A 12,352-nucleotide genomic window follows, 5' to 3' on the forward strand; every position below is an offset into this window, starting at 1 on the left:
GAGCGCTCAGGCGTGATGCCGGCGCTCGAGCGCCGCCCCCTCGACGTCGACGTTCGGCATGATGCGGTCGAGCCAGCGCGGGATCCACCACGCCGAGCGGCCGAGCAGGTGCATGAGCGCCGGCATGAGGAGCATCCGAACCGCGAATGCGTCGACGAGCACGCCGAAGGCGAGGCCGAAGCCGATCGACCTGATCATGGTCGATTCCGAGAACACGAACCCGCCGAACACCGACACCATGATGAGGCCGGCGGCGATGACGACGGACCGACCGGCCCGGAACCCGCGGGCGACGGCCAGGCGAGCGGATGCCCCGTGCACGAAGGCTTCCCGCATGCCCGACGCGAGGAAGAGCTGATAGTCCATCGCGAGGCCGAAGAGGATGCCCACGAGGATCACCGGCAGGAAGCTCAGGATCGGACCGGTGTGGATGCCGAGCGGCTCGGCGAGCCAGCCCCACTGGAAGACCGCGACGGTCGCGCCGTAGGTGGCGAACAGCGACAGGATGAAGCCGCCTGTCGCGATGAGCGGCACGAGGATCGAGCGGAACACGAGGATCATGATGAGCAGCGAGAGCCCGACGACGACCGCGAGGTAGGTCGGCAGCACGTCGGCGAGGTTCTCGGAGATGTCGATGTTGATCGCCGCCTGGCCGGCCACGCCGAGCGTGATGTCGCCGCCGATCGGCGGCAGCTCACGCAGCTCGCGCACGAGCTGCTCGGTGGAGGCGCTGTTCGGCCCCTCGGTGGGAACGACCTGGAACGCCGCGAGTCTGCCGTCGTCGGAGACCGCGATCGGGGCGACGGCGACGACGTCGTTCTGATCGGACAGGGTGTGCGCCACCTCGAGCTGGGCGCCGAGCACCTCGTCGTCATCGAGGCCGGCGGGCAGGGCGGCGGTCACGAGAAGCGGGCCGTTCGCGCCGGCGCCGAACGCGGCTTCGGTCGTCATGAACGCGCGGTACGACGCGGAGTCGGCGGCTTCGGATGACCCGTCTGGCAGGCCCACGCGCATCGAGAGGGCCGGGATCGCGATCGTGAGGAGGGCCGCGGCGGTCGCGATGACGGTCACGATGGCCCGCCACGTCGGCATGGGCTTGGCCTTCGTGTCTTCGTGGTGCTCCTCGCCAACGCGTGCCCGGGCACGACGGCTGAGCACGCGTTCGCCGAGAAGCCCGAGGAGCGCAGGGGTGAGGCTGATCGCGATGAGTACGGCGACCGCCACGGCGATCGCGCCGACGGTTCCCATGAGGCCGAGGAACGGGACCCCGGTCACGTTCAGGGCGAGCAACGCCACGACGACCGTGGCGCCGGCGAAGACCACCGCGTTGCCGGCGGTGCCGTTCGCGAGGCCGATCGACTCGCGCACCTCGGCACCCTGCAGCAGTTGCTTGCGGTGCCGGTTGATGATGAAGAGCGAGTAGTCGATGCCCACCGCGAGGCCGAGCATCACACCGAGCATCGGGGTCACCGACGCCATCTGCACGACGCCCGAGAATGCGAGCGAGCCGAGGGCGGCGATCGCGACACCGACGAGGGCGGTGACGAGCGGAAGTGCGGCCGCGAGCACTGAACCGAGCATCACGAGCAGCACGATGGCGGCGAAGACCACGCCGACGATCTCGCCGATGCCGACGAGTTGCGGCACGCCCTGCGCGATGTCGGTGGAGAACGAGACCTCGACGCCGTCGATCGGCTCGGACTCGAAGTGGTCGATGACTGCCTGCTTCGACTCCTCGGGGAGCTCGAGCCGCGGCTCGGTGAAGGCGACGTTCACGAGCACGGTCGACTCGTCGTCGGAGATCACGCGAATACCATCTGAGAGTTCGAGCAGCTCGGCGCCGACCTCGAGCTGCTCGGCGCCCGACTCCAGCTCGTCGCGAGATGCGTCGAGTTGCGCCTGCTGCTCGTCGAGCACGGCGAGCTGTTCGGCCGGCGCCCCTGCCGCGACGGCCTGCTGACGGGCGGCGTCGAGTTGCGCCTGCGCGGAGTCGAGCTGGGCGCGGCCGGCCTCGAGCTGCGCCCGGCCGTCGGTGAGCTCCTGTCGGCGGTCGGCCCGCTGCTGCTCGGTCTCGAAGGGGTCGATGACGTCTGCGACATCCGGCAGCTCATGGCCGTCTGCCACAAGCGCGCTGATCTGCTCGCGTTGTGCCTCGCTCAGCGCGCTGCCGTCGCTCGTCTCGAAGACCACGGTGCCGGACGCACCGGCGAAGTCGGGCAGCTGCTCCTGGAGCTCTTCGGCCACCGCGCCCGACGCAGTGCCGGGGATGTCGAAGCTCGTCGCGAGGCCCTTGAACCCGACGGCGAAGCCGACGCCGGCGACGACGAGCACGAGCACCCATGCCGCGACGACCATCCACGCGCGCCGCGCCGAGAGCTTGCCCAAGCGATAGAGCAGTTCCGCCATCAGTCTGTCCTCCCGAAACCCCGAGGTACAACTCTACGCAACGGTCCGTCTCGTTGATAGCGAATAGGATGTGAGGATGTCCGAGCGGCGACGAGGCGCAGCGCGAAGCGAGTCCGCGCGCCTCGCGATCCTCGACGCGACTGCGCGGCTTTTCGCCGAGCGCGGGTACGACCACCTTTCGATGGAGGGCATCGCCGCCGCCGCTGGAGTCGGCAAGCAGACGATCTATCGCTGGTGGTCGTCGAAGGGCGCACTCGTCGCGGAGTGCCTCCTCGAAGGCATCCTGCTGCCGGATCGTTTCACCCCGGGTGACTCCGGAGATGTGCGGGGCGACCTCGTCGTCTGGCTCGACGACCTGAGCCGCTTCATCGCCGACCCCGGCAACGAGACCCTCCTCCGTTCCCTGCTCGCGGCGGCTTCGGAGCATGAAGAGGTCGGTCGACGCCTGTACGAGAGCCTCGGGGCAGGCTCGGCGCTCATCGTGCGACTCCAGTCGGCGATCGACAGCTCAGACCTTCCTGCCGCGGCGCCGATCCAGGAGATCGTCGAGGCCCTCGTCGGCGCGTTGATCCTGCGGATTCTCAGCCGCGCACCGCTCGATCCCGAGTCACCTCGACGCCTCGTCGGCGCGGTGCTCGGATCGGTGGCGTCGCAGACGCAGCCGCCGACACCGTCGCGCGCCCAGACGGAGCCTCGGGTACTGCGCGACCTCGTCTACATCGAGGTCGCCGGCCACCGACCGCTCGCGCTCGACTTGTACCTCCCTGTCGTCGGGCCTTCGGCGCCGCCGGTCATCCTGTTCGTGCACGGCGGCGGGTGGCAGAGCGGCAGCAGGCGCGAATTCGGCCCCCAGATCGAGAATGCGTTCGGTCGCATCGTCGCCGCGGGGTTCGCCGTGGCATCCGTCGACTACCGCCTGAGCGCCGAGGCGATCTTTCCCGCCCAGCTCGACGACGTCGCGGCGGCGCTCGAGTGGTTGCGGGCGAACGACGAACGCTTCGGCCTCGACGCGTCGCGCGTCGTGCTCTGGGGGGAGTCGGCGGGCGCTACGCTCGCGGCGCTCCTGGGGCTCCGATCGGATTCCGCGGTGCGCGGCGTCATCGACTGGTACGGGCCGACCGACTTCATCGAGCACGCCCGCGCCCTCGGTCGGGAGCACGACCCCGATTGCAGCGAGGCGAAGTGGATCGGAGCGACCGTCGCGGCGGACCCCGAACGCGCGGCGGCCGCGAGCCCGGCCCGGCAGGTGCGGCTCGGAGCCCCGCCCTTCCGCATCGTGAACGGAACGAACGACCGCTCGGTGCCCGTGTCACAGGCGGAGCTGCTCACCGACGCGCTGCTCTCGGCGGGCGCGGCGGCGGAGCTCGTGCTCGTCGAGAGTGCCGGGCATCGGTGGGAGGGCGCCGTCGACCGCGACGCCCTGCTCGAGGACGCCATCGACTTCGCGCGGCGCGTCACCGTCGGAGGGCACGGCGGGGTCGGTGCAGAGCGCGTGCTCTCAGTCGACGACGCGGATGCCGGGGTGACTTGCCCGTGAGGGCGAGTGCGACGTTCAGTCGACGACGCGGATGCCGAGGTGACTTGCGAAGAGCGACGCCAGCAGGCCGACCTGCATGCCGTCGATCGTCGCGCCCTTCAGGCCTTCGAGGCCGGTGATCGCGGCGAGGTCGAGTCCTCGGAGGTCGACATCACGGAGCCGTGCACCCGTCACGTCGAGCGCGCGCACCTCGGTCTGCTCGAAGGCGACGCGCTCGGCACGGACATTGCCGAGATCCAGCTCTTCGATGGTGCAGTCGGTGAACCGGATGTCGCGGATCTCGGCACCGCGGAGGTTCACGAAGCCGAGCTTGCAGCCGATGAAGCGCACCGACTGCCACGTGTTGTCGTAGAACTCGACGGAGCCGATGCGTGAGCTCGAGATGAGCACGTCGCGCAACGTCGCTCGAGGCGCCCGCAGCACCGGTGCCTCCAGGCGTTCGAACACGGTCTCGGTGAGCACCGCACCGCGAAGGTGAGCGTCGTGCGCGAACACGCCGGTGACCTCGCATTCGCTGAGGTTCACGCCGGTCAGGTCTCGTTCCGAGACATCGCCGCCGCGATAGCGCAGGCCCTCGACACGGTCGCCGGCGGCGAGCGTCTCGATGTCGGCCTCCGTCAGGTCGGTGAGCGTGATCTCGTCGATCCGCGGCGCAAGAGTGTGCGGGCGTGGGGGCATGGTGTCCTCTGGTGAGTGTCATCGAATCGAACAGATCGAGGCTACGGCCCGCCACCGACCGTGCCCCCTTCAGCCGCCGTCCTCCATGAAGCCGAGCTCGACCGCGGCATCCATCGGGGCTCCGAAGTCGACGACTCGGTCAGAGGACCAGGGGCCGGGCGCTCACGAAACGGTCCTTTCGTCCGCATCCGACATGCGGTTGAATTGCAACCACGCGACCGAAGTTCCGGCTGAGGCGAGAGCGCGCATCCGTCATGAACCGGTGGCGGGAGGCCGAACTGGCCACCCGAGGGAGGGCAAATGACGACGTCAGACGACCGCCTCACGCGAGTCGGGCCGCAGCTCACCGGCCTCGCAGTGGTGCTCTCATTCGCAGCGGGGGCGACAGATGCGTTCGCCTTCCTTCAGTTCGGCGGCATCTTCACGGCGAACATGACCGGCAACATGATCTTGGCGGGCTTGTTCGAACGGCCCGACTACGCGAACACTCTGGTCGGTGCGAGCGTCGCCCTGGTGTTCTTCGCCGCGGGCGTGTTCATCTCACTGCGGATCGCCCGGCCGGGTGCAACTCTTCGACGGGGGCTCCTGATCGTGCTGACCGCGACCGTGCTGGCCCAGGTCGTCGTGCTCGTCGGCTGGTTGCTCAACCCGCACCCGACGGAATTGCTCATTCTCGTGGCGCTCATCGCGCCTTCGGCGCTCGGAATGGCCGGTCAGACTTCCGTGGCGCGACGCATCGAGCGCCGCTCCGGCGTGACGACGACGTTCATGACCGGCACACTGACGAGCGTCATGGCCGGCTTCGCCGACCGGAAGACGGAGGACAGAGGCATCCGCATCGGCGCCATCGTCGCGCTCGTGCTCGGCGCCGTGTGTGCTGCGTTGCTCATGAGCGTCGAGCCCGCGCTCGGTGCGGTCCTTCCATTGCTTCCATCGGTCATCGGGTTGGTGCTGCTCGCGAAGTTGCCCATCCCGGTGCCGGGGCAGGACGGGGACATGAGGATGCCGCGGCGCGCGGCGTGACTCCAGGGCCGGCGCGGTGACGCGCCGGCCCTGGGCGGACGACCCGGTGCTACTCCGTGCCGCGCAGGCCGAGCCGGCCGGTGCTGACCGCGGCGACCACGCCGCCGTCGACCAGCAGGTCGGTGCCCGTGATGAAGCTCGCGTCGGGCCCCAGCAGGAATGCCGCGGCATCCGCGATGTCGTACGGTGTGCCGACGCGGCCGGTGCCGGACGCGTCGATCATCGCTCGCATCTGCCCGCCCGATTCGCCGGCGAGCTCCTGCTGGCCCATCGGCGTCGAGATGACTCCCGGGCTGATGCTGTTGATGCGGGCGCCGCGCGCACCCCACCCGGTGCTGGCCGCGCGCACCCGCAGGTGATTGCCGTGCTTGGCGAGCGGATACGCTGCGGCGGCCTCGGTGACCGAGCCGAGCACCGGCAACGACAGGAGCGCGTCGGCCGGAGTCATCGCGAGAGCGTGCGACACCTCGGGCGGCAGCGGCGGCAGGAAGTGGCCCGCCATGCTCGCGATGACGACGCCGGCTCCGCCCGGTGCGATGACCCGCTCGAACTCGTCGAGCACGAGCGCGGTGCCGAGCAGGTCGACGGCGAGGATCGCATCGCGAGGCGCCTGCACGGGGGAGAGGCCCGCCGTGTGCACGACCTGCGTGACCGGCCCGAGTTCGGCTGCGGCGTTCGCGAGCCCGACGACCGATGCACGCGATGACACGTCGACGCGGTGCGTCACCACGTCGAATCCGTCGCCGCGAAGTGCGTCGCCGACGCGGTCGAGCGCCGCTTCGCTGAAGTCGGCGAGCACGACCGTGCGCCCGGTGCCCTGGCGGCGGGCGATCGCCTCGCCCATGCCACCGGCGCCGATGACGACGAGCACCTCGCGCGCGCCGACTGCTCCGTTCGCGCTCATGCCGCCGACCATCCGCCGTCGCTCGCGAGCACGACGCCGTTGATGTTCACGCCGTCGTCGCTGAGCAGGAAGGTGATGGATGCCGCGAGGGCTTCGGCCTCGGCGGCATCCGGAAGGATCGTCATCGCCAGCTGCACCCGCTCGGCGCCGAGCGGTGAGGCGAACTTCGCCTCGATGTTCGTGATGGTCGCACCGGGAGCGACCGCGTTCACGCGCAGGCCGCTCGGACCGTACATGAACGCCGTCGACTTCGTGAGGCCGACGACGGCGTGCTTTGAAGCGGTGTACGCCACGCCAGCGGCCGAGCCGCGGAGTGCGGCCTCGGAGGCGGTGTTCACGATCGAGCCGACGCCCTGCGCGACCATGACGGGCACGACGGCGCGCATGAGCTTCATTGTGCCGTCGACGTTGACCGAGAAGACGCGCTTCCAGACGGCGTCGGTGAGCTCGCCGATCGGCGTCATGTCGTCCATGATGCCGGCGATGTTCGCGAGGCCGTCGATGCGGTCGCCGGCGGCTTCGACGATGCGGGCGATGGCCGCGTCGTCGGTGATGTCGGCCACGAGGGTCACGACCTCGGCACCGGCGTGTGCGGCCGCGAACTCGTCGAGTCGCTCCTGCGACACGTCGACGCCGATGACCCGGCCGCCTTCGCGCGCGACGCGCGACGCGGTCGCACGGCCGATGCCCGAACCGGCGCCCGTGACGATGACGGTCTTGCCCGCGAAACGGCCCTGGTCGAGGCGTTCCACCCACACGGGCTGCTCGATGGGAGGTGCGGCTGGGGCCGCGTCGGTGGCGGCGTCGGATGCCTCGGCGCCGGCCGCTGCGGCAGCAGGTGCGCCCGGGGCATCCGTGGCCCCGGAGGCGCCGGCCGGAACGTCGCCGGCCGCCGCGCGCGCGACGAGCGTGTCGATCATCTCCTGGCTGAAGCTCCCCTTGCTGAGCTTGACCAGTCGCTTGATGGCGAGGCGCTGCACAGGGCGCATCACGTCGGGGTCCTGGCCGGCCTGGGCGAGCAGGTCGCGGACGATCGGGCCGCCGACCGGGTGCTCGAGCCAGGTCTTGATCGAGTCGTCGCCGGTGAGGGGCTTGGTGGTGCTCATGCGAGTGCTTCCTTCTGTATCTGTTGTTGTGGTGCTGCTGTCTGCTGCGGTGCTGCAGTGACAGTGTCGAGGTCGGTTGTCCCGGCAGCGTGTTTCGCGGCGAGGTATCCGAAGACTGCGGCCGGTCCGATGGTCGAACCTGGGCCGGGGTAGGTGCGGCCCATGACGGAGGCGGTCGTGTTGCCCGCCGCGTACAGGCCGGCGATGGGGGCGCCGGACGCGTCGAGCACGCGCGCGTGTTCGTCGGTGAGCAGACCGCCTTTCGTGCCGAGGTCGCCCGGTACGAGCTTGACCGCCGTGAACGGCCCCTTCTCGATGGGGCCGAGATTGGGGTTGGGCTTGACCCGAGGGTCGCCGTAGTAGTTGTCGTAGACGGTGCGGCCGCGCCCGAAGTCGGCGTCGACCCCTCCGCGAGCGAGCCCGTTGAACCGGTCGACCGTTGCGCGGAACGTCGCCGTGTCGACGTGCATGAGCGCAGCGAGCTCTTCGAGGGTATCGGCCTTCAGCGAGACGCCGCCCTCTCGTATGGCCTTGCCGCCCATGAGCATCGCGGCGAACATGTACCGCTGACGGTGGCGGCGGTCGACGACGAGCCACGACGGATTCGCGGGCGTCGTGCGGTTGCGCTCGAGCAGGTGGTGGCCGAAGTCGATGTAGCTCTCGGACTCGTTGAGGTACCGCGCCCCCGACTGGTCGACGACGATGCTGAACGGGTCGGAGCGCTCGTTGAGCACGAACAGGGGCTGCGCGCCCGGGATGGGCACTGATGCGCCCCACCATGCGTCGTCCATGAGGGCGAGCGCGCCGCCGGCCTTGGCGCCGGCCTCGATCGCGGTGCCGAGGTCGCCCTCTGCCGCCGAGCTGTAGCCGGGGATGCCGTGGTAACGCTCGCGCCACTCGCGGTTCATCGCGAAGCCGCCCGCGCCGAGGATGACGCCGCGCCGCGCACGCACCCGCAGCGGGCCGCTCGACGTCGACACGACGGCACCGATCACGCGGCCGTCACCGTCGTCGTCGCGCACGAGTTCGGTGACGGGTGAGTTCAGAAGCAACTCCGTGCCCTGGCCGCGAACGATGTCGCCGAGGCTCAGCATGAGGGCGCCGCCCATGCCGACGAGCATACGGCCGGTCAGGAGGCCGCCGAGGGTGCGGAACACGAATCGGGCGCCGCGGATGAACCCCGACGGCGTCGACCAGGCGCGCGACAACAGCCAGACATCGTCGGTCTTCATCGGTATGGGCACGGCATCCTTGATGCGCGAGGTGCGCTTCCAGTCGCCGAGCCTGTTGGCGTTGAACGGCACGACCTCGATGGAACGGCCCACCTTGCCGCCCGCCCGATCGGGGTAGTAGTCGGGATAGTCCTTCGCGATCGTCCACCGCACGCCGAGCCGTTCGAGCAAGCCGAACACCACCGGCACGGCGTCGACGAACGCCTCGCGACGCTCCTGCGAGCTTGCGGGGCCGATGTCGGCCGAGTCGCCGATCGCGGACTGCAGGTAGGTGAGCGCTTCCTCGCGCGAGTCGGCGATGCCGTGCTGTCTCATGAGCGGATTGTTCGGCATCCAGAGCCCGCCGCCGCTGCGCATCGTCGTGCCGCCCCAGCGATCGGTGCTCTCGACGACGAGCGTCGACAGGCCGGCATCCGCTGCAGTGATGGCGGCCGTCATTCCGGCCGCACCGCTGCCGGCGACGAGTACGTCGACCTCACGGTCCCATGGTTGCGTCATGATTCCTCCTCATACCGGACATCGTTGTCCGGTAGTAAGGTAGCACTCGTGCCTGAACGTGAGAAGGGAACACCCGAGACTCGCAAGGCCAATCGCGGCCCGAGTGCCGGACCCGAGAATCGGCGCGCGATCATCGCCGCCGCGCGAGAGGTGTTCGCGAGCGATGGCCTGCAGGCCCCGTTCAACGCGATCGCGAAGCGCGCCGGCGTCGGCCAGGGCAGCCTCTACCGCCACTTCCCCGATCGGCTCGAACTCGCCGTCGCCGTCTTCGACGAGAACATCGACCAGCTCGAGGCATCCGTCGAGCCTGCCGAAGCGACCCTCGACGAGCTGCTCGACGCGATCATCGAGCAGGCGGTGGTCTCGACCGCGCTCATCGACGTGATCTGGCGCAACCAGCACGACGAGCGCGTGGCCCACCTCGGCGCACGGCTCGCCCGTGTCGTCCGCACCGTGCTCGACCGCGAGCGAGCAGCCGGACGCATCGGCGACCACGTCGTCATCGAAGACGTACTGCTCGCCGTCACGATGCTCGCCGATGTTCTCGCGCGAACGGATGCCTCGGAGCGTCAGCGCGTCGCGCAGCGGGCGTGGGCGCTCTTCCACGCGGCGTTCACGCCGCGCTGAGGCAGCGGCCCGCACGCGAGACCATCAGGCGATGACGGATGCCTCGGCGTCGGGGTGCTCCGCCGAGGCAGGTTCATCGTCGTGCCGCACACGACCACGACCGCCCGGTGGCGGCGGTGGCCGCCGCGGAGTAGAGGGCCGCTCCTGTCAGGAGCGTGAGGCACACTGGAGCGATGATCGCGGAGCATGCCCTCAGTTGGCGGCCGCGGCATCCGACCGACCTTCGCCAGACGATCGGGGTGCTGCGTCGCGGCGGCGGCGACCCGGCGTTCCACGTCGATGCGAGCGGTGCGGTGTGGCGCACAACCCGCACACGAGACGGCGATGCGACCATGCGACTGACCCAGTCCGCCGCAGACGAGCTGCGGTGCGAGGCCTGGGGGCCCGGCGCCGGCCTTGCGGTCGAGCAGGCACCGGAACTGCTCGGCGACCGTGACGATCCGGCCGAATTCGAGCCCGGCCTGCGCCTGCTCGACGACGCGCACCGGTTGAATCCCGGCCTTCGCATCACGCGCACGGCGCAGGTCTTCGACGCGCTCGCGGCGACGATCCTCGAGCAGAAGGTCATCACGCTGCAGGCGCACGACTCGTGGCGGCGACTCGTGAACCGTTTCGGCACCGCGGCGCCGGGGCCGACGCCTCGGCCGATGCGGGTCGTGCCGTCTGCCGAGGCGTGGCGTGCGATCCCGAGCTGGGAGTGGCATCAGGCCGGTGTCGATCCCAAACGGGCGAGCACGCTGCAGAACGCCGCGGGATACGCGGCGAAGCTCGAAGCCGTCGTCGACATGAGCCCGGCGGATGCCGCGGCTCGCCTCACCCTCATGCCCGGCATCGGCCCGTGGACCGTCGCCGAGGTCGCTCAGCGTGCCCTCGGCGACGCCGACGCGCTCTCGGTGGGCGATTACCACCTCTCGAATTACGTCGGCCATGCGCTCGCGGGTCGCGACATGACCGATGACGAGATGCTCGAGACACTCGCCCCGTGGGCCGGTCATCGGTACCGGGTGGTGCGGTTGCTCGGCGCTGCCGGTGTTCGCGGCAGGCCACGGCGCGGGCCGCGCATGGCGTTCGTCGACCATCGCGCGATCTGATCGACGCTGCTCTCGCGGCCGCCTCGGTGCAGCTGTCGGCGCAGCTGTCGAGACGGTCGTCAACGCTGTGTTCGCCAAGATCATTCGAAGAAAATGTCGCGCTCACGCATAGGACACGCATAGGCTCGCCTCGTAACGTGCTCTGAGGCCGATCCGGTCGCAACCCCACCCCGAAGGACGTCATGACCGACAACACATCCGCCCGCACCAAGGTCAACGTGCCGCTGATCCTGCTCTGGGTCGTCGCCGTCGTGATCATCGCCGTGGGCGCCTGGCTCCTGGCCTCATCGAACGCCACACAGGTCGAGCTGTACACGACCCAGTCGGCCGACTACGCGGCGTACCTCGCTGCACAGTCGGGCACTACGATCGGCGGCCTGCTGCTCGCCGCCGGCGGCCTCGCCGTGGTCATCGCCCTCGCAGTGCACGCGATCAGCCTCGCGGCTGCGCGCCGCTCGGCGGCGGATGCCTCGGCGCTCGTGCTGGCCGACGATGCCGCGTTCGATGACGCCGACTTCGCCGCGACCGAGGTCGAAGACGTCGTGATCGTGGCCGACGGCGTGCAGACGACTGCGGAGCCGGTGGCCGCCGCGGCGCCCGAGGCGACTGCGGTTCCCGCCGAGGAGCCCGTGGCGACTGCGGTTCCCACCGAGGAGCCCGTGGCCGACGAGACCGTCGCCCCCAAGAGCACCGAGAAGTAGCGCAACGACGAAGCGGGCCGGGCGAACTGCCCGGCCCGCTTCGTCGTGTCCGGTCGGAGTGTCAGCCGGCCGTGGCGTCAGCAGTTCGAAGCATCAGCCGGCCGAGCGCTCAGTGGCGACGATGTGCGCGTGGCCCCACTCGACGAGCGGTTGCAGCAGTTCGATCAGTTGCAGCCCGGCGGCGCTCGGGGTGTAGGTGATCGTGACCGGTGTGGTCGCGCGAACGTGCCGCTCGATGACGCCCTCGTCTTCGAGTTCTTTGAGCCTCGCGGCGAGCAGCCGGTCGGAGATGCCGGTGACGGCGCCGCGGTACTCCGAGAATCGACGCGCTCCGCGCACGCCGGCCAGCAGGATCGCCGCGTTCCACTTGCGTCCGGCGAACTCGACGGTGCCCTGGAACCGCCGGCATTCGGCCTCGTCGATATGGCCGAGCTCCTGCAGGCGCGCGCGGTGGCGGGTGAGGTCGTCCGATTCACTTACCATGAGTAAGTAGCTTACCCTTCTCGTGCGGTTCCGGCATCCATGGACCACGATGGAAGCGTGGCGCCG

At 70.0% G+C, this 12,352-nt stretch carries 11 protein-coding genes; 5 read left to right on the plus strand and 6 right to left on the minus strand.

What is annotated here, in order from left to right:
- Window positions 1-6: 6 nt before the first annotated feature.
- Window positions 7-2,406, minus strand: coding sequence for an MMPL family transporter (locus AC1C2T_RS03745; protein ID WP_495384292.1), 2,400 nt, complete (start codon window positions 2,404-2,406; stop codon window positions 7-9).
- A gap of 76 nt (window positions 2,407-2,482) precedes the next feature.
- Between AC1C2T_RS03745 and AC1C2T_RS03750 the strand changes: the two genes are divergently transcribed.
- Window positions 2,483-3,943 (plus strand): alpha/beta hydrolase fold domain-containing protein, encoded by a 1,461-nt coding sequence (locus AC1C2T_RS03750; protein ID WP_495384293.1) that lies wholly within the window; start codon window positions 2,483-2,485, stop codon window positions 3,941-3,943.
- A gap of 15 nt (window positions 3,944-3,958) precedes the next feature.
- On the opposite strand, the gene AC1C2T_RS03755 is transcribed toward AC1C2T_RS03750, so the two are convergent.
- Entirely contained in the window at window positions 3,959-4,621 is a 663-nt protein-coding gene (locus AC1C2T_RS03755) for a pentapeptide repeat-containing protein (protein ID WP_495384294.1), read from the minus strand.
- A 300-nt stretch (window positions 4,622-4,921) separates the two neighbouring features.
- Here AC1C2T_RS03755 and AC1C2T_RS03760 point away from each other — a divergent pair, with 300 nt between their 5' ends.
- Window positions 4,922-5,644, plus strand: coding sequence for a YoaK family protein (locus AC1C2T_RS03760; RefSeq protein WP_495361571.1), 723 nt, complete (start codon window positions 4,922-4,924; stop codon window positions 5,642-5,644).
- Window positions 5,645-5,693: 49 nt separating this feature from the next.
- Here the strand turns inward: AC1C2T_RS03760 and AC1C2T_RS03765 are convergent, their stop codons facing one another.
- From AC1C2T_RS03765 to AC1C2T_RS03775, 3 genes are read right to left on the minus strand one after another with little or no spacing between them, the layout of a single operon-like run.
- Window positions 5,694-6,548 (minus strand): SDR family oxidoreductase, encoded by an 855-nt coding sequence (locus AC1C2T_RS03765; protein ID WP_495384295.1) that lies wholly within the window; start codon window positions 6,546-6,548, stop codon window positions 5,694-5,696.
- On the minus strand, window positions 6,545-7,654 hold the full coding sequence (locus AC1C2T_RS03770; protein ID WP_495384296.1) for an SDR family NAD(P)-dependent oxidoreductase: 1,110 nt from the start codon (window positions 7,652-7,654) through the stop codon (window positions 6,545-6,547). Before AC1C2T_RS03770 ends, AC1C2T_RS03765 begins: the two co-directional genes overlap by 4 nt.
- Entirely contained in the window at window positions 7,651-9,384 is a 1,734-nt protein-coding gene (locus AC1C2T_RS03775; protein WP_495361568.1) for an FAD-binding protein, read from the minus strand. Before AC1C2T_RS03775 ends, AC1C2T_RS03770 begins: the two co-directional genes overlap by 4 nt.
- Before the next feature lie 48 nt (window positions 9,385-9,432).
- On the opposite strand from AC1C2T_RS03775, the gene AC1C2T_RS03780 reads away from it, so the two are divergent.
- The 3 genes from AC1C2T_RS03780 (at window position 9,433) to AC1C2T_RS03790 (ending at window position 11,803) form a co-directional block, all read left to right on the plus strand.
- Entirely contained in the window at window positions 9,433-10,011 is a 579-nt protein-coding gene (locus AC1C2T_RS03780; RefSeq protein WP_495384297.1) for a TetR family transcriptional regulator, read from the plus strand.
- Window positions 10,012-10,184: 173 nt separating this feature from the next.
- On the plus strand, window positions 10,185-11,102 hold the full coding sequence (locus AC1C2T_RS03785; protein WP_495384298.1) for a DNA-3-methyladenine glycosylase family protein: 918 nt from the start codon (window positions 10,185-10,187) through the stop codon (window positions 11,100-11,102).
- Window positions 11,103-11,284: 182 nt separating this feature from the next.
- Complete coding sequence (locus tag AC1C2T_RS03790; RefSeq protein ID WP_495384299.1) at window positions 11,285-11,803, plus strand: hypothetical protein; 519 nt, start codon at window positions 11,285-11,287, stop codon at window positions 11,801-11,803.
- Window positions 11,804-11,896: 93 nt separating this feature from the next.
- Here the strand turns inward: AC1C2T_RS03790 and AC1C2T_RS03795 are convergent, their stop codons facing one another.
- On the minus strand, window positions 11,897-12,286 hold the full coding sequence (locus AC1C2T_RS03795) for a winged helix-turn-helix transcriptional regulator (RefSeq protein WP_495361564.1): 390 nt from the start codon (window positions 12,284-12,286) through the stop codon (window positions 11,897-11,899).
- Window positions 12,287-12,352 lie beyond the last annotated feature (66 nt).

The organism is Agromyces sp. Y558, from assembly GCF_059445415.1.

What these genes read in the sequence shown, in the direction of transcription:
- AC1C2T_RS03760 (WP_495361571.1), top strand. Translation starts at nt 4,922, where the DNA reads ATGACGACGTCAGACGACCGCCTCACGCGAGTCGGGCCGCAGCTCACC.
- AC1C2T_RS03795 (WP_495361564.1), bottom strand. Translation starts at nt 12,286, where the DNA reads ATGGTAAGTGAATCGGACGACCTCACCCGCCACCGCGCGCGCCTGCAG.
- AC1C2T_RS03765 (WP_495384295.1), bottom strand. Translation starts at nt 6,548, where the DNA reads ATGAGCGCGAACGGAGCAGTCGGCGCGCGCGAGGTGCTCGTCGTCATC.
- AC1C2T_RS03785 (WP_495384298.1), top strand. Translation starts at nt 10,185, where the DNA reads ATGATCGCGGAGCATGCCCTCAGTTGGCGGCCGCGGCATCCGACCGAC.
- AC1C2T_RS03750 (WP_495384293.1), top strand. Translation starts at nt 2,483, where the DNA reads ATGTCCGAGCGGCGACGAGGCGCAGCGCGAAGCGAGTCCGCGCGCCTC.
- AC1C2T_RS03755 (WP_495384294.1), bottom strand. Translation starts at nt 4,621, where the DNA reads ATGCCCCCACGCCCGCACACTCTTGCGCCGCGGATCGACGAGATCACG.
- AC1C2T_RS03770 (WP_495384296.1), bottom strand. Translation starts at nt 7,654, where the DNA reads ATGAGCACCACCAAGCCCCTCACCGGCGACGACTCGATCAAGACCTGG.
- AC1C2T_RS03745 (WP_495384292.1), bottom strand. Translation starts at nt 2,406, where the DNA reads ATGGCGGAACTGCTCTATCGCTTGGGCAAGCTCTCGGCGCGGCGCGCG.
- AC1C2T_RS03775 (WP_495361568.1), bottom strand. Translation starts at nt 9,384, where the DNA reads ATGACGCAACCATGGGACCGTGAGGTCGACGTACTCGTCGCCGGCAGC.
- AC1C2T_RS03790 (WP_495384299.1), top strand. Translation starts at nt 11,285, where the DNA reads ATGACCGACAACACATCCGCCCGCACCAAGGTCAACGTGCCGCTGATC.